This is a genomic window from Aeromonas genomosp. paramedia, assembly GCF_023093515.1.
Taxonomy (GTDB): domain Bacteria; phylum Pseudomonadota; class Gammaproteobacteria; order Enterobacterales; family Aeromonadaceae; genus Aeromonas.
Map to the genome: position 1 here is coordinate 204,078 of NZ_JAAROG010000001.1, position 16,310 is coordinate 220,387.

Below are 16,310 nucleotides of genomic sequence, written 5' to 3' on the forward strand. Positions count from 1 at the left end.
ATGAGCGACGCGTCATCGACCGTTTGAGGCAAAGCAGAGACATAAAAAAGCCCGAGTCACCGACCCGGGCTTTTTGCCGTCTGTAGGTTGCAACCGGCTTAGGAGAAGCAGGCCTGCAGCACGTAGAAGATGGCGATGGCCAGGATGGCGCCGGCGGGCAGGGTGATGACCCAGGAGACCACGATGTTGCGCAGCACGCCCAGGTTCAGGGCGGCGATGCCACGGGCCAGACCCACCCCCATCACGGCACCGACCAGGGTCTGGGTGGTGGAGATGGGCAGACCTGTACCCGAGGCGATCACCACGGTGGCTGCGGTCGCCAGCTGGGCGGCGAAGCCACGGCTCGGGGTCAGGTGGGTGATGCCGGTGCCGACGGTGGCCATCACCTTCTCACCCATGGTGGCCAGACCGATGACGATACCTATGCCGCCAAGGGGCAGTATCCACCAGGCGATGTGGGAATTGCCGGTGATCTGGCCGGCACTCTCGACGGTGGATACCACGGCGGAGAGCGGGCCTATGGCGTTGGCCACATCGTTTGAGCCGTGGGCGAAGGCCATGGCACAGGCGGTGATCACCATCAGGATGCCGAATACCTTCTCCACGTTGGCGAAGTGCATCTTGTTGTCATCCTGCGGGTTGTACTGCTGACCGCGAATGTAGAACCAGCCACCGATGGAGAGGGTCACCGAGATGGCGATGGAGAGCAGGATGCCCTCGCCGTCGCTCAGGTGCAGACCGACGTGGGTCAGCCCCTTCTTGATGGTCACCAGGCAGATGACCAGCGCGGTCAGGAACATGTAGAAGGGGACATAGCGCTTGGCGTTGGCCAGCGGGTTGTCGGTGTTGAAGATGAGCTTCTGCACGCTGATGAACATGAAGTAGGCGATGATGCCCGAGATGGCCGGTGTGACCACCCAGGAGCCGACTATGCCGCCAAACTTGCTCCACTGCACCGCTTCCGGGCCGACGCTCACCACGGCGAAGCCGACGATGGCCCCTATGATGGAGTGCGTGGTGGAGACGGGCCAGCCGAAGTAGGAGGCCAGGATCAGCCAGAGGCCGGCGGCCAGCAGGGAGGCTATCATGCCGAGCACCAGCAGATCCGGGGTATCGGTGAAGGCATTGGTATCTATGATGCCGTTACGGATGGTCGCCGTGACTTCGCCACCGGCCAGATAGGCACCTGCGAACTCGAAGATCATGGCGATGATGATCGCCTGACGTATGGTCAGAGACTTGGTGCCGACCGATGTGCCCATGGCGTTGGCGACGTCGTTCGCACCAATGCCCCAGGCCATCAAAAAGCCGAACAAGGCCGCCACGAGCACCAGGGTGGTGCCGTAATTTGCGATAATGTCCATTAGTAGTGTTTACCCAGTCAGTCGATTACGAACGAGCCAGCATCAGTTCCAGACGGGCGCCAACGCGCTCGGCCTGATCAGCCAGGTCACCTACCCATTCGAGGATCTTGTAGAGGAACATAACGTCGATCGGATTGTACTTGTGCTCAACCGCTTGCAGCTGTTGGCGCAGCCCGATCTGCATGGTGTCAGTATCGTCCTCGATAAGATCCAGCTGGTGGATCATCTCGGCAACCATTTCAACTTCACGTCCTTTAAAGCCGGTTTCGAGCAGCTCATCGAGTTCTCCGATGGCTTTTTCGGCTTGGGCGGTCGCATCGATACAACGTTTGAGATAGGCCATGAAATCGGCACGCATCTCGGTGGGGAATTCCATCTTGCGGCCAAGCATGCGGCCGGAAATATCCTTGGCACGATTGGCAATCTTGTCCTGCTGAGTCAGCAGTTCCAGCAGATCGGTACGGGCGACCGGCAGAAACAGACCGCGAGGCAGTTTGAGGCGAATTTCGCGTTTGAGAATATCCGCTTCTTTTTCCAGTTGGGCTATCTGTTGCCGGATATTTTCGGCATCTTCCCAACGGTCTTCGGCAACGGCATCAAAGAAGGGAACCAGCTGCTGGGAGCACTGGTGAACCTTGACGATATGCTTCTGCAGCGGCTTGATGGGGGACTTGGCAAAAAGACCCAAAATAGTATTTACTGGCATGGCCAAACCTGTGTCGGTGAAAAAACACTCGATACGATTTTATGAGGGGCGCAGGATAACCGAACTGTGCCATCAATAAAACCGTGAATTAATCCTTATCTATCGCTGGCATTATATCCTCGCGACCCGGATCATGCCCCCCAAAGTTGCCTGCCTGCCCGGAATGACTATGCAAACTGAGATCGAGATAAAGTTTTTCGTCACCAGCAATATTCAAGAATCTCTCTCCAACTTTCTGAATTCACTTGAAATTATCTCCTCTGAGCAGGTTCGCCTCGGCAATGTCTATTTCGATACGCCCAAGCTGGATTTACGCCGGCTCGACATGGGATTGCGGATCCGCCGCAGCGACCAATTTTCCGAACAGACCATCAAATGTCGTGGCCAGGTGGTCGGCGGGCTGCACGCCAGACCCGAATACAATGCCCCGGTGAGCGGGGATCTGCCGACCCTGTCCGCCTTCCCTGATGCCATCTGGCCGAGTCTGGCCGTGCGCGACGAGATCCAGTCCACTCTGGTGGCCCAATTCAGCACCGACTTCCTGCGCCGACACTGGCTCATCGCCTTCGAGGGTGCCCAGATAGAGCTGGCCTGGGATAGAGGGGAGATCGTCGGCACCCTGGGGCGCACCGATATCGACGAGCTGGAGCTGGAGCTCAAGTCCGGCGAGGCGAGGGCCCTGTTCGGGCTGGCCGCGCGCCTGGCGGAGCTGGGGGGCGTCAGGTTGGGGGCCCAATCCAAGGCGCAGCGGGGCTATCAGCTGGCGGGGCTCGGCAAGCCCCTGGCGGCGCAACCCTTGCCGGATGTCGGCGGGCTCGATGGCAAGGCCTGCATCACGCTCGGCCTGCAGCTCTGGCAGCATCACGAGCAGCTCTGGCTGGAGTGCGGGGATGAGGAGCGGCCGCTGGCGCTGCAAGGGATGCTGCAGGGTTGCGACCTGGTGGTCGAGGCCGCCGAGAACCTGGCGCAGGTCCCTGCCTGGTTGCCCGCTCTTCGGGGGCAGCAGCGTTTGCTGGCGGAGGCGGGGGAAGAGCGGTTGTCGGCCCTGCTGCACGGCACCGATCTCGTGGGCCTGCAACTGGCCATTGCGGCCTGGCTGCACCTGGATGCTTGAGGGGCCAGGCTTGCACTGAATGCAAAAAAGGTGAGCCCAGGCTCACCTTTTTGTTTGCTGATGGAAAGCGTCCGTCGGGATCAGTTCACCACGGCCACGTTGATGCTGCCATTGCCCTGGGTCATGCGGACCCGGGCGCCGGGCACGAAGGTGGGGCTGGCCTTTTGCACCACGACGATGGATTCGCCGTTCTCTTTCTTGATCTCGAGCTCGACGCCATCCACCTGGTTGAGCTTGTCACCGGCAGCCTTGCCGGCGGCAGCGCCTGCGATGGCCCCCCCGGCGGCGGCGATGTCGCTGCCGCGACCGCCCCCTATGGTGCTGCCGAGCAGGCCACCGACTACGGCGCCGCCTATGGTGCCGATCAGGGAGTTCTCATCGGCCTGGATCTTCACCGGGCGGGTGGAGATGATGGTGCCGTAGCTGACGGTCTGAACCTGCTTGGCGCGATCCTTGGTGTAGACATCGCCGGAGTAGACGTCGCTGTTGGCGCAGCCGGTGATGGCGGTGGTGGCGGCCAGCAGGGTGACGAGAGCAATACGTTTCAACATGATGGGCCTCCTGGGCGGGCATCGGGTTAATCGGTTTGATGCAATCCACTCTACGCCAACCGGATTGTGCATTAAACCCGCAAAGTGTAACCAATTATGTGGCCTGAACGGCGGTCAGTCCCCGATACGGGTCAGCTCAGGGCCTTCTCCAGCAGCAGGCGATCCTCCCCGGGGCCGAAATAGCCGGGCTCCTCGGCCAGCAGGACGTAGCCGAGGCGCAAGTAGAGGCGCTGGGCCGGATTGGCCGGATCCACGGTCAGCCTGACTCGTGCCACCTGCAGTTCTGCCAGTGCCTGCTCCACCTGCCGCATCATGCGCTCGGCCAGGCCAAAGCCGCGGGCCTCGGGCCGCACCGCCAGAGAGAGCAGCCAGCCCTGCGACCGATCCTGACCCAGGCCTCCCAGGGCATAACCCAGCAGCCTGCCCTCCAGCTCCGCCACGACCAGCAAGGCGGGCCACAGATCCATGGCCTGACGGAAGAAGAAGGCGGGGTAGACATCCTCCCCGAAGACGTCGGCGTCGATCTGCCAGATGGCGTGCATGTCGGCGTGGGTGGCAAGGCGTAATACGGGGGACGAGTGCATCGGGGCTCCTCTCATCGGGTTTCTGCTGCGGGGCAGCCAAAAAAGGAGGCACAGGGTAGAAGGCCCGAGGAGTCGATGCAAGGGGGTCGGCTGTGGCAGACCACAGATATAGAAACAGGGCCCGCAGGCCCTGTTTCACCGGACAACCTCGGCTGTCTGCGATCAGATGAGGCGGGTCGCCTGCTCCAGCCAGGCGAGATCCTCGCCCTCCAGCAGCGGGCTCAGGCGGCGGTAGACCTCGGCATGATAGTCGTTGATCCAGCGGAACTCGGCCTGGCTCAGCAGGCTGCGATCGATGAGACGGATATCGAACGGCACGTAAGTCAGCCGCTCGAAGCCCAGCATCGCCAGCTCGCCCAGCTGCTCCAGCTCGGTCACCACCACCAGGTTCTCGCAGCGGATGCCGAAGCCGTTTTCCCGGTAGTAACCCGGTTCGTTGGAGAGCACCATGCCCGGCTGCAGGGCCACCAGGCTGCCCTTGGGGGCGATGCGCTGCGGGCCTTCGTGCACGCTGAGGAAGTGGCCGACCCCGTGGCCTGTGCCGTGGTCGTAGTTGTAACCGGCCTGCCACAGGGGCATGCGGGCCAGCACGTCGAGCTGGATGCCGGCGGTGCCGCGGGGGAAGCGGGCCTGATCCAGGGCGATATGGCCCTGCAGCACCCGGGTGAACATCGCCTTGTGCTCCTCGGTGACCTCACCGACCTTGACGGTGCGGGTGATGTCGGTGGTGCCGTCCAGATACTGGGCGCCGGAATCCACCAGGTAGATGCTGTCCTGACCGAAGGGGCGCGGGGTGCCGTTGGTGTGACGGTAGTGGCACATGGCGGCGTTGGGACCCAGCGCAGAGATGGTGTCAAAGCTTGGCTCGATGTAGTGATCCTGCTCGCGGCGGAAGGCTTCCAGGCGATCGGCCAGGGTGCCCTCATCCATATCCTGATAGTCGCCGGAGGCGATCAGGCGATCCAGCCAGGCGAGGAAGCGGGTGACGGCGACGCCGTCGCGCAGATGGGCGCGCTGCATGCCGGCCAGCTCCACGGCGTTCTTGCACGCCTTGGGCAGCATGGTCGGATCCTGCCCTGCCACCAGGATGGCGCCCGCCTCTTCCATGACGAGCTGGGTCCAGGCGTTGGCGGTGTTAGGGTCGGCCAGCACCTTCTGCTGATCCTCGCCGATGCGTTGCAGCACGTCACCCAGCTTGTCGATGGGGTAGACGGAGACATCCTGCCCCACGTGGCGGGTGAAGGCGATGCAGTCGATCTTGTCGGTGTCGACGAAGAAATCCATGCTGGTGTTGGCGTAGAGCACGGCGAAACCCAGCACCACCGGCAGCCGCTCCACATCGCGGCCGCGCAGGTTGAGCAGCCAGTTGATGGGCTCGGCCTGGGTCAGCAGCACCGCATCCAGCCCGCGCTTGCGCAGGTCCGCCGCCAGCAGCTCGCGCTTGGCCTGGCTGGACTGGCCCGCCAGCTCCTCGCTGTAGAGGATGACAGGGGTCTTGGTCGGGGCGGGGCGATCGCTCCAGTGCAGATCGATGGGGTTCTCATCGACCCGAACCAGTGCTATGCCGCGCTCGGCCAGTATTGGCTTGGCGCTCTGGTACCAGGCGAGGCTGTGCAGGCGGGGATCGAAGCCGACCCGGGCGCCGGACGGCAGTTGATCTGCCAGCCACTGGATGTGGGGATCTTCGTTCAGGTGAAGAAACTCAAACAGCTCGGCCGGTGCCTGCATGCGGGCCTGCACCGTATAACGACCGTCGACGAACAGGGCCGCCCGCTGCGCCATGATGATGGCGAGGCCGGCGGAGCCGTTGAAACCCGTGATCCAGTCCAGCCGCTCGGCGTAGGCGGGAATGTACTCCCCCAGGTGCTCGTCGTCGTGGGGAACGATGAAGGCGTCCAGTTCCAACGTGGCCAGAGTGGCCCTGACCTGGGCGACGCGGGTTTCAATAATCTCGAAATGATTCATGTCGTTATTGCCAGATTGTGATGATGTGAGTGTTCACTGATTGTGGCCGCTTGCCAGGATCTGTCGGATCGACTGGCCTGCCGCCTCGATATGTTGCTTGAGCAGTACCACGGCCTCGTGCTTGCGGCGGGCGCGGCACAGCTCCAGCAGGCGGGCGTGTTCACGCTCGGCCTTGTCCACGCCGCCCTGGGCGAACAGCAGCTCGAAGCGCACGTAGCGATCGCAGCTCAGATTGATCTGGGCGATGAGATCCAGTGCCTGGGGACGATTGGCGGCCTGATAGAGGGTGGCGTGAAAACTGTGGTTCAACTCGGCCCAGTGTTCGATCTGGGTGCCGGACTCCAGCGCCAGATCAAACTGGGCCAGGATGGCTTGCGCCTTGGCGAAGGTCTCCTCCGTCATCAGGTCGACGGCGTGGAACAGGGTATCGGCTTCCAGCAGCGCCCGCAAATAAAAGAGCTCCTCGATGGCCGAGGCGTCCAGCATGGTGACCACGGCGCCGCGATGGGCCTCGAACTTCACCAGCCCCTGGGCCTCCAGCTGCATCAGCGCTTCCCGCACCGGAATGCGGCTCACCGCCAGCTCCTTGGCGATGGCGTCTTGGCGCAAGGGGGCGCCTGCCGCAAACTCCCCACGCAAAATCCGGCCGCGGAGGTTCTCCATCACCATCTGGGTACGGGTCTTGTAGGGTAGGGTCATGCTTGAGTCACGGGCAGGTTGCAAAATTGTATATTGTATAAAGTTTGGCTGAATCTAACGCGCAACCGCCTGCAAGGCAAGGCTTGGCAGGATCCATATGCCGCGCATCGACCAAAAAATACCGGCCAGCTGGGCTGACCGGTATGGGGTTGTCACCTTGGCAGGACGCAGCTTACAGCTGCGGACCCGCAGCAACGAGGCGTTTGCCTTCGTCGTTGTCGGTGAAGCGCTCGAAGTTCTTGATGAAGCGCTGGGCCAGATCCTGGGCCTTGGCGTCCCACTCGGCCTGGTCGGCATAGGTGTCGCGCGGGTCGAGGATGGCCGGGTTCACGCCCGGCAGCTCGGTCGGCACTTCCAGGTTGAAGACAGGCAGCACCTTGGTCGGCGCCTGCTCGATGGAACCATCCAGGATGGCGTCGATGATGGCGCGGGTGTCCTTGATGGAGATGCGCTTGCCGGTGCCGTTCCAGCCGGTGTTCACCAGGTAGGCTTCCGCCCCTGCGGCTTCCATCCGCTTCACCAGCTCCTGACCGTACTTGGTCGGGTGCAGGCTGAGGAAGGCGGCGCCAAAGCAGGAGGAGAAGGTCGGGGTCGGCTCTGTGATGCCGCGCTCGGTACCGGCCAGCTTGGCGGTGAAGCCAGACAGGAAGTGGTACTTGGTCTGCTCCTTGGTCAGCTTGGCGACCGGAGGCAGCACCCCGAAGGCATCGGCGGTCAGGAAGATCACCTTGTTGGCATGACCCGCCTTGGAGACCGGCTTGACGATGTTCTCGATGTGATAGATGGGGTAGGAGACCCGGGTGTTCTCGGTCTTGGAGCCATCGTCGAAGTCGATGGTGCCGTCGGCCGCGACCGTCACGTTCTCCAGCAGCGCGTCGCGACGGATGGCGTTGTAGATATCCGGTTCGGCTTCCTTGGAGAGCTTGATGGTCTTGGCGTAGCAGCCCCCTTCGAAGTTGAATACGCCGTGGTCGTCCCAGCCGTGCTCGTCATCGCCGATCAGCTGGCGCTTGGGATCGGTGGAGAGGGTGGTCTTGCCGGTACCTGAGAGGCCGAAGAAGATGGCCACGTCCCCATCCTTGCCCACGTTGGCGGAGCAGTGCATGGAGGCGATGCCGCGCAGGGGCAGGAAGTAGTTCATCATGGAGAACATGCCCTTCTTCATCTCGCCACCGTACCAGGTGCCACCGATGAGCTGCATCTTCTCTGTCATGTTGAAGGCGACGAAGTTCTCGGAGTTGAGACCCTGCTCCTTCCAGTTCGGGTTGGTGCACTTGGCACCGTTCATCACCACGAAGTCCGGTTTGAAGGTTTTCAGTTCTTCTTCGCTCGGGCGGATGAACATGTTCTTCACGAAGTGTGCCTGCCAGGCCACCTCTGTGATGATGCGCACCGCCAGGCGGGTGTCCGGGTTGGCGCCGCAGTAGCCATCCACCACGAACAGGCGCTTGCCGGAGAGCTGTTTGGTCACCAGGGATTTCAGATGTGACCACACTTCCGGGGTGATTGCCTTGTTATCGTTCTTGCCCTGGTCAGACCACCACACAGTATCCTGGGTGGTGCCGTCCTTGACGATATATTTATCTTTTGGGGAACGGCCGGTGAAGATGCCGGTGTTGACATTGACGGCACCGAGTTCGGTGACGACGCCACGTTCGAATCCTTCCAGGTCTGGGCGGGTCTCTTCTGCGAAAAGCTGCTCATAGGAGGGGTTGCGAACGATTTCCTGGCTGTTTTTGATACCGTATTGGTCCAGCTTCAGTTGTTGGGCCAGGGTGGGTTCTACCACGATAGTCATTATGTTCTCCTGGGTTCAGAGGTGTGTAGGGTTCTATCTGACGTTCATCCTATCACTTAGGTGGTAGGGTTTAGCGATCGCCATCAAACTTTATAAAATAGGGTATTTTTTTGTTATTTAAGTTAAAGGCGGGTTTTGCCCGCCTTCAATTAGTGTAACTTGTTTGCATCATTACCGGGAGCCCCGCTGAACAGGGTTTCGATGTCTATTCCATCAAATTGGTAGTGAGCGCCGCAGTAATCGCAGTGCATGTCGATCTTGCCGAGCTCCTGCACCATGGCCACCGCCTCCTCCTTCTCTATCTGCAGCAGAGCCCCTTCGCAGCGAGCGCGGGAGCAGGTGCAGCGGAACTCGATCGCCTGGGGATCGAACACCCGTACCTTGTCCTGATGGTAGAGGCGGTAGAGGATCTCTTCGGCCTCCAGACCGAACAGCTCTTCATCCTTGATGGTGCTGGTGAGCTGGATCAGGTGGTCGAAATCGGCGCCGTGATCCTCGCTCTGGGCGGGCAGCTCCTGCAGCAGTATGCCTGCGGCGCGGGGCTGGCCCTGGTGGTGGCCGGTGCGGATCCAGAGCTTGGTGGCGAGTTGCTCGGACTGGGCGAAGTACTGCTCGAGACAGGCCGCCAGGGTGTCGGCCTCCAGGGCTATGATGCCCTGATAGCGCTCGCCCTCTTCAGGGGTGATGGTGATCACCAGCTGGCCGTTGCCAATCAGGCTCTGCAGCTTGTCGTCGGTCGGCAGCTCGCCTTCATAGCGGGCCACGCCGCGCAGTTGCTGGTTGTGATCGCCGTTGATCACCGCCAGACGCACCGGCCCGTCCCCTTGCAGCTGCACCGTGATGGAGCCTTCGAACTTGAGGGTGGCGGTCAGCAGGCTGGTGGCGACCAGCAGTTCACCCAGCAGTTTCTGTACCTGTACCGGGTAGTTCTGGGCATCGACGATGTGACGATAGGTACTATCCAGCTGGACCAGCTCCCCCCGGACTTCGTACTCTTCGAACAGATAGCGATACAGGAGATCTTGGTTACTCATCATGCTTTCCTAGGGTTTTCTGGGGGAAAAGATAAATACATTGTTAAACAGGTGGTTAGGAACTAATTCCCGCTCCTGTCGTCATAAAGGGGCCACAAGGGCGAGTCAGTATTGCTTGACCTTGAGCAGCTGGCGTCGCTCCTGCTTGTCGGGGCGGCGCTCCGGGCTTGGGGCGAACTGGCTGTTGAAGCGGCGTGCCTCGCTGTTCTGGGCCCGTTTCTTCAGGCTCTCCTCGGTCTCTTCATAGAGCAGTTGGGCCAGGGGGGCGGCTTTGCGCTGCTCGCTCACCTCGAGCACCCGCACCTCCCGTTCGTCCTGGCCCTGCCAGAAACGGACGAGGGCGCCGACCTCGACGGCCTTGCCCGGTTTGCTGCGCTGGCCGTTGTAGTGCACCTTGCCGCCGTCGATCTGATCCCGCGCCAGGCTGCGGGTCTTGTAGAAGCGTGCCGCCCACAGCCACTTGTCGAGACGGACCTGAGTGCTGCTTTGTGCTGGATTCGACATGGATCGGCTCCGGGATGGCTGAAAAGGGAGCCTGATTATACCAGAGGCAGGGCCCGGGATAGAAACAGGGGGAAGCGGGGTGTGACGGAATCTGAATTTTCACAGCTTCATCCCATCCGGTCGGTTGTCTCTGGGTCCATTGCCGTACACAATAGCCAACCGATTTGGATGCCAGAATATTTTGATAAAGATGACGCTACCGTTCAGGGATGACTTGTTGAGCTCCCTTCTGGCTCGTTGCAAGTCAGTGCCACTCTCCCGTTTCAGCCAGCCTCTGTTCTGGCTGCTTCTGCTGTTGCTGGCCCAGCAGTGCGCCGTGCTCACCTGGCGTCTGTTCGATCTCACCCAGTCCCCCCGACCCGCGCCCTGGCAGCCTGCGGTCACTCCGGGCCAGGGCGCCGGACCTGCCCGCCTCGATCTCGGCAACCTCAGCCGGCTCTCCCTGTTTGGCAAGGCGCAGCAGCCGCAGGCCGACAAGGTGGCCCAGGCGGCCCTGATCGATGCCCCCAAGACCCAGCTCAATGCCCAGCTCAACGGGGTGCTGGCCAGTACAGAACCAAGCAAGTCCATCGCCATCATCGCCCACAACGGCCTGCAGAACTCCTATGGCATAGGGGATTACATCGACGGCACCCAGGCCAGGATCCGTCAGGTGTTTGCCGACAGGGTCATCATCGCCCGGGACGGCCGTGACGAGACCCTGATGCTGGATGGGGAAGAGTACGGCAAGCCGCTGCCCAAGGTGACGCGGCAGGGGGCCGAGCTCTCCTCCGTTCGCAGCGAGTTGATGAGCAATCCTGGCAAGATCACCGATTATCTCAATATTTCTCCGGTCCGGGTGGATGGTCGCATGGTCGGCTATCGCCTCAACCCGGGCAGCAATCCCGAAGTGTTCAATCAACTCGGACTGGTCGCCAACGACCTGGCGGTCAGCATCAATGGTCTGGATCTGCGGGACAACGCACAGGCCATGCAGGCGATGCAGCAAGTGGCGGGCGCCACGGAAATGACCGTCACCGTCGAGCGGCAAGGACAGCTCTACGACGTCTATGTCGGCTTGTCAGAATAATGAATTGGAGTAGCACCAAGAATGATAAATAAAGGGAAGGGCTGGCGTCTGGCCACTGTGGCGGCAGCCTTGATGATGGCTGGCTCTGCCTGGGCCACCGAGTATTCCGCCAGTTTCAAGAATGCCGACATCGAAGAGTTCATCAACACGGTCGGCAAGAACCTGAACAAGACCATCATCATAGAGCCCTCGGTGCGCGGCAAGATCAACGTCCGCAGTTACGATCTGCTCAATGAGGATCAGTACTACCAGTTCTTCCTGAGCGTGCTCGACGTCTATGGCTTCGCCGTGGTGCCCATGAACAATGGCGTGCTCAAGGTGGTGCGCTCCAAGGATGCCAAGACCTCAGCCATCCCCGTGGTGGATGACAGCAACCCCGGCGTGGGTGACGAGATGGTGACCCGGGTGGTGCCGGTGCGCAACGTCTCGGTCCGTGAACTCGCGCCCCTGCTGCGCCAGCTCAACGACAATGCCGGTGGCGGCAACGTGGTCCATTACGAGCCCTCCAACGTGCTGCTCATCACAGGCCGCGCCGCCGTGGTGAACCGTCTGGTGGAGGTGGTGCGCCGAGTGGATCGCGCAGGCGATCAGGAGATGGACGTCATCAAGCTCAAATATGCCTCCGCCGGCGAGATGGTGCGGCTGGTGACCAACCTCAACAAGGATGGCAACAACCAGGGCGCCAACGCCTCCCTGCTGCTCTCTCCCAAGGTGGTGGCCGACGAGCGCACCAACTCCGTGGTGATCAGCGGTGAGCCCAAGGCCCGTGCCCGCATCATCCAGATGGTGCGCCAGCTCGACCGGGACCTGCAGAGCCAGGGCAACACCCGGGTCTTCTACCTCAAATATGGCAAGGCCAAGGATCTGGTGGACGTGCTCAAGGGGGTCAGCTCCAGCATCGCCGCTGACAAGAAGGGTGGCGCGGCCACCACAGCCACCGGCGGTGGCGCCAGCATAGGCGGCGGCCAGCTCGCCATCTCCGCCGACGAGACCACCAATGCCCTGGTGATCACCGCCCAGCCGGACGTCATGGCCGAGCTGGAGCAGGTCATCGCCAAGCTCGACATTCGCCGCGCCCAGGTGCTGGTGGAGGCGATCATCGTCGAGATCCAGGATGGCGACGGCCTCAACCTCGGGGTGCAGTGGGGCAACGCCAATGGCGGCGGCACCCAGTTCACCAATACCGGTCTGCCCATAGGGCCGGCCATCATCGCGGGCAAGGATTACAAGGACAACGGCAACACCGACGGGCTTGAGAACCTGCTCGGTGATTTCAGCGGCATGGCGGCCGGTTTCTACAAGGGGGACTGGGCCATGCTGGTGACGGCGCTCTCCACCAACACCAAGAACGACATCCTCTCGACCCCGAGCATAGTCACCATGGACAACAAGGAAGCCTCCTTCAATGTCGGCCAGGAAGTGCCGGTGCAGAGCGGCTCCCAGAGTTCCACCACCAGCGACCAGGTGTTCAACACCATAGAGCGCAAGACTGTGGGCACCAAGCTGGTGGTGACGCCCCAGATCAACGAAGGGGATTCGGTGCTGCTCAACATAGAGCAGGAGGTCTCCAGCGTGGCCCAGACCCAGGCGACGGGTACCGCCAACCTGGGCCCCACCTTCGATACCCGTACCGTCAAGAACGCCGTCCTGGTGAAGAGCGGCGAGACAGTGGTGCTGGGCGGCCTGATGGACGAGCAGACCAAGGAGCAGGTCTCCAAGGTGCCAATATTGGGGGATATCCCGGTGCTGGGCTACCTGTTCCGCTCCACTTCCAACACCACCGCCAAGCGTAACCTGATGGTCTTCATCCGGCCGACCATATTGCGCGATGCCAACGTCTATTCCGGGGTCTCCAGCAACAAGTACACCCTGTTCCGTGCGGAACAGTTGAACCTGGCGGCCGAGGAGGGCTATGCCACCTCGCCGCCCCGTCAGGTGCTGCCGGCCTATGGTCAGGATGTGATGCTCTCCCCCGAGGTGCAGCAGCAGATCGAGCGGATGAAGGCCCAGCAGCAGTCCACCGCCACCGGGGCCAAAACCCAGGTGCAGGGGCAACCCTTCGTGCAGAGCAAGCCCTGATGGCCGCCTACCAGCTCGATGGCAGCGAGCTGCCGGCCCCCTTGCCGGAACTGCCGTTTGCCTTCGCCCGCAACTTCGGGGCCATCCTGACCGAGCGTCAGGGCGCCCCCGTGCTGCTCTGTCGCCAGGGGGTGGCGCCGCAGACCCTGCTGGAGGTGCGCCGAGTGGCGGGGTGCGCCTTCGCGGTGGAGCAGCTGGGTCATGACGAGTTCGAGACGCTGCTGATGGCCCACTACCAGCGCGACTCTTCCGAGGCGCGCCAGCTGATGGAGGATCTCGGCAACGAGATGGACTTCTTCGCCCTGGCCGAAGAGCTGCCCCAGAGCGAGGATCTGCTGGACGCCGACGACGACGCCCCCATCATCCGTCTCATCAACGCCATGCTGAGCGAGGCGATCAAGGAAGAGGCCTCCGACATCCACATCGAGACCTTCGAGCGGGCTTTGGTCATCCGCTTCCGCATCGACGGCGTGCTGCGGGAGATACTGCGTCCCCATCGCAAGCTCGCCTCCTTGCTGGTGTCGCGCATCAAGGTCATGTCCCGCATGGACATCGCCGAGAAGCGGGTGCCCCAGGATGGCCGCATCTCATTGCGCATCGGCGGCCGCGCCGTCGACGTGCGGGTCTCCACCATGCCCTCCAGCTACGGCGAGCGGGTGGTGCTGCGACTGCTCGACAAGAACAACGTGCGCCTCGAGCTCAAGCAGCTCGGCATGACGCTAGCCAACCGCAACATCATCAGCGAGCTCATCCGCAAGCCCCACGGCATCATATTGGTGACGGGCCCGACCGGCTCGGGCAAGTCCACCACCCTTTATGCCGCGCTCTCCGAGATCAACTCCCGGGATCGCAACATCCTGACCGTCGAAGACCCCATCGAATATGACCTGGAAGGGGTGGGCCAGACCCAGGTCAACACCAAGGTGGACATGACCTTCGCCCGGGGCCTGCGCGCCATTCTGCGTCAGGATCCGGACGTGGTGATGGTGGGTGAAATCCGTGACCTCGAAACCGCCCAGATCGCGGTGCAGGCGTCGCTGACCGGTCACCTGGTGATGTCGACCCTGCACACCAACACCGCCATCGGCGCCATCACCCGGATGCGGGACATGGGGATAGAGCCCTTCCTGCTCTCCTCGTCCCTGCTGGCGGTGCTGGCCCAGCGGCTGGTGCGCACCCTCTGCCCGGATTGCCGTGCCCCGCACCCCATCTCGGAGCAGGAGCGGATCGCCATGGGCATAGATCTCGCGCCGGATCAGCAGATGTGGCGCCCGGTGGGCTGCGAGCAGTGCAACCACACCGGCTATCGCGGCCGGACCGGCATCCACGAACTGGTGGTGATCGACGAGGCGGTGCGCGAGGCGATTCACAGCGCCAGCGGCGAACTCGCCATCGAGCGCCTGATCCGGGGCCATACCCCCAGCATACGCCGCGACGGCATCGACAAGGTGCTCCAGGGGCAGACCAGCCTCGAAGAGGTGCTGCGCGTGACCCGGGAAGACTGAGATGGCTGCGTTCGAATACAAGGCCCTCGACCCCAGGGGCAGACAGAAGTCCGGGGTGATGGAGGGGGACTCCGCCCGTCAGGTTCGCCAGCTGCTGCGCGAGCAGGGGCTGACCCCCCTCGAGGTGAACGAGACCACCGAGAAGGCGAAGCGGGAGGCCAATCGCTTCGTGCTGTTTCGCCGCGGCGCCTCCACCTCGGAGCTGGCCCTCATCACCCGCCAGCTGGCGACCCTGGTGGGTGCCGGGCTGACCATAGAAGAGGCCCTCAAGGCGGTGGCCGAGCAGTGCGAGAAGGCCCACCTGCGCAGCCTGGTAGCCACGGTGCGCAGCAAGGTGGTAGAAGGTTACTCGCTGGCCGATTCGCTCGGCGCCTTCCCCCATGTGTTCGATCAGCTGTTCCGCTCCATGGTGGCGGCTGGCGAGAAGTCCGGTCACCTGGAAAAGGTGCTCAACCGCCTCGCCGACTACACGGAGCAGCGCCAGCACATGCGCACCAAGCTGCTGCAGGCGATGATCTACCCCATAGTCCTCACCCTGGTGGCCGTGGGCGTCATCTCCATACTGCTCACCGCCGTGGTGCCCAAGGTGGTGGCCCAGTTCGAACACATGGGCCAGCAACTGCCCGCCACCACCCGCTTCCTCATCGGTACCAGCGAGCTGATGCAGCACTACGGCCTCTGGTTCCTGCTGCTGCTGTTCATCGGTGGCCTGGTCTGGCGCTGGTGGCTCACGGATGCCGGACGGTGCCGCCACTGGCATCAGGTGGTGCTGCGCCTGCCGGTCATCGGCCGGGTCAGCCGCGGCCTCAACACCGCCCGTTTCGCCCGCACCCTGAGCATTCTCAACGCCAGCGCGGTGCCGCTGCTGGAGGGAATGAAGATCTCGGGGGAGGTGCTCTCCAACGACTTTGCCCGCCACCGCATCGGCGAGGCCACCGAGCGGGTGAGGGAGGGGACCAGCCTGCGCAAGGCGCTGGATGAGACCAAGATTTTCCCGCCCATGATGCTGCACATGATCGCCTCCGGCGAGCAGAGCGGGGAGCTCGACAGCATGCTGGAGCGGGCGGCGGACAACCAGGACAGAGAGTTCGAAACCCAGGTGAACATCGCCCTCGGGGTGTTCGAGCCCATGCTGGTGGTCTCCATGGCCGGGGTGGTGCTGTTTATCGTGATGTCGATCCTGCAGCCGATCCTCGAGCTCAACAATATGGTGAATTTATGATGCTGGCGTGCGGTGACGTCGGTCGATCCTGCGGTCAACTCGCTCGAACTGAACAGCATGGTCAATTTGTGAGTGAGGTTCGGATGTCCGAATACGCGACCCTATTCGAACCTGCA

Annotated in this window: 14 protein-coding genes; 5 read left to right on the forward strand and 9 right to left on the reverse strand. The window is 62.3% G+C overall.

The genetic code is table 11. The annotated features are described in order from the left end of the window. Nucleotides 1-98 precede the first annotated feature (98 nt). Both HB860_RS01065 and HB860_RS01070 read right to left on the reverse strand, forming a co-directional pair. Entirely contained in the window at nucleotides 99-1,364 is a 1,266-nt protein-coding gene (locus HB860_RS01065) for an inorganic phosphate transporter (protein ID WP_106885734.1), read from the reverse strand. Nucleotides 1,365-1,389: 25 nt separating this feature from the next. After that, nucleotides 1,390-2,070: a TIGR00153 family protein gene (locus HB860_RS01070; protein WP_247625470.1), complete on the reverse strand. Its 681-nt coding sequence runs from the start codon at nucleotides 2,068-2,070 to the stop codon at nucleotides 1,390-1,392. A 169-nt stretch (nucleotides 2,071-2,239) separates the two neighbouring features. On the opposite strand from HB860_RS01070, the gene HB860_RS01075 reads away from it, so the two are divergent. Next, entirely contained in the window at nucleotides 2,240-3,184 is a 945-nt protein-coding gene (locus HB860_RS01075; protein WP_247625471.1) for an inorganic triphosphatase, read from the forward strand. 80 nt (nucleotides 3,185-3,264) lie between these two features. Here the strand turns inward: HB860_RS01075 and HB860_RS01080 are convergent, their stop codons facing one another. From HB860_RS01080 to hslR, 7 genes are all read right to left on the reverse strand, one after another. Continuing rightward, on the reverse strand, nucleotides 3,265-3,735 hold the full coding sequence (locus HB860_RS01080; protein ID WP_139433935.1) for a glycine zipper 2TM domain-containing protein: 471 nt from the start codon (nucleotides 3,733-3,735) through the stop codon (nucleotides 3,265-3,267). Between the two features lie 131 nt (nucleotides 3,736-3,866). After that, a complete protein-coding gene (locus HB860_RS01085; RefSeq protein WP_247625472.1) occupies nucleotides 3,867-4,319 on the reverse strand; it encodes a GNAT family N-acetyltransferase in 453 nt (150 codons plus the stop codon). A gap of 162 nt (nucleotides 4,320-4,481) precedes the next feature. Continuing rightward, nucleotides 4,482-6,284 (reverse strand): aminopeptidase P family protein, encoded by a 1,803-nt coding sequence (locus HB860_RS01090; RefSeq protein ID WP_247625473.1) that lies wholly within the window; start codon nucleotides 6,282-6,284, stop codon nucleotides 4,482-4,484. 33 nt (nucleotides 6,285-6,317) lie between these two features. Further along, nucleotides 6,318-6,983 carry a GntR family transcriptional regulator gene (locus tag HB860_RS01095; RefSeq protein WP_139433938.1) on the reverse strand — a complete coding sequence of 222 codons (666 nt, stop codon included), beginning with the start codon at nucleotides 6,981-6,983 and terminating at the stop codon, nucleotides 6,318-6,320. Between the two features lie 172 nt (nucleotides 6,984-7,155). Continuing rightward, nucleotides 7,156-8,781 carry a phosphoenolpyruvate carboxykinase (ATP) gene (gene pckA, locus HB860_RS01100; RefSeq protein WP_247625474.1) on the reverse strand — a complete coding sequence of 542 codons (1,626 nt, stop codon included), beginning with the start codon at nucleotides 8,779-8,781 and terminating at the stop codon, nucleotides 7,156-7,158. A gap of 149 nt (nucleotides 8,782-8,930) precedes the next feature. Beyond that, on the reverse strand, nucleotides 8,931-9,815 hold the full coding sequence (gene hslO, locus HB860_RS01105) for an Hsp33 family molecular chaperone HslO (protein ID WP_025328348.1): 885 nt from the start codon (nucleotides 9,813-9,815) through the stop codon (nucleotides 8,931-8,933). A 105-nt stretch (nucleotides 9,816-9,920) separates the two neighbouring features. After that, complete coding sequence (gene hslR, locus HB860_RS01110; protein ID WP_247625475.1) at nucleotides 9,921-10,319, reverse strand: ribosome-associated heat shock protein Hsp15; 399 nt, start codon at nucleotides 10,317-10,319, stop codon at nucleotides 9,921-9,923. 217 nt (nucleotides 10,320-10,536) lie between these two features. Between hslR and exeC the strand changes: the two genes are divergently transcribed. Genes exeC through exeF form a run of 4 tightly spaced genes read left to right on the forward strand, consistent with a single transcriptional unit; the run spans nucleotide 10,537 to nucleotide 16,194 of the window. After that, the gene (gene exeC, locus HB860_RS01115; RefSeq protein WP_275066050.1) at nucleotides 10,537-11,388 is read left to right on the forward strand and encodes a GspC family type II secretion system variant ExeC; all 852 of its coding nucleotides are present in this window, start codon (nucleotides 10,537-10,539) and stop codon (nucleotides 11,386-11,388) included. Between the two features lie 21 nt (nucleotides 11,389-11,409). Then, a complete protein-coding gene (gene exeD, locus HB860_RS01120) occupies nucleotides 11,410-13,467 on the forward strand; it encodes a type II secretion system secretin GspD (RefSeq protein WP_247625476.1) in 2,058 nt (685 codons plus the stop codon). Then, the gene (exeE, locus tag HB860_RS01125; protein WP_247625477.1) at nucleotides 13,467-14,972 is read left to right on the forward strand and encodes a type II secretion system ATPase GspE; all 1,506 of its coding nucleotides are present in this window, start codon (nucleotides 13,467-13,469) and stop codon (nucleotides 14,970-14,972) included. The genes exeD and exeE overlap by 1 nt, the downstream gene beginning before the upstream one ends. Nucleotide 14,973: 1 nt before the next feature. After that, nucleotides 14,974-16,194 carry a type II secretion system inner membrane protein GspF gene (gene exeF, locus HB860_RS01130; RefSeq protein WP_247625478.1) on the forward strand — a complete coding sequence of 407 codons (1,221 nt, stop codon included), beginning with the start codon at nucleotides 14,974-14,976 and terminating at the stop codon, nucleotides 16,192-16,194. The last annotated feature ends 116 nt before the right edge of the window (nucleotides 16,195-16,310 follow it).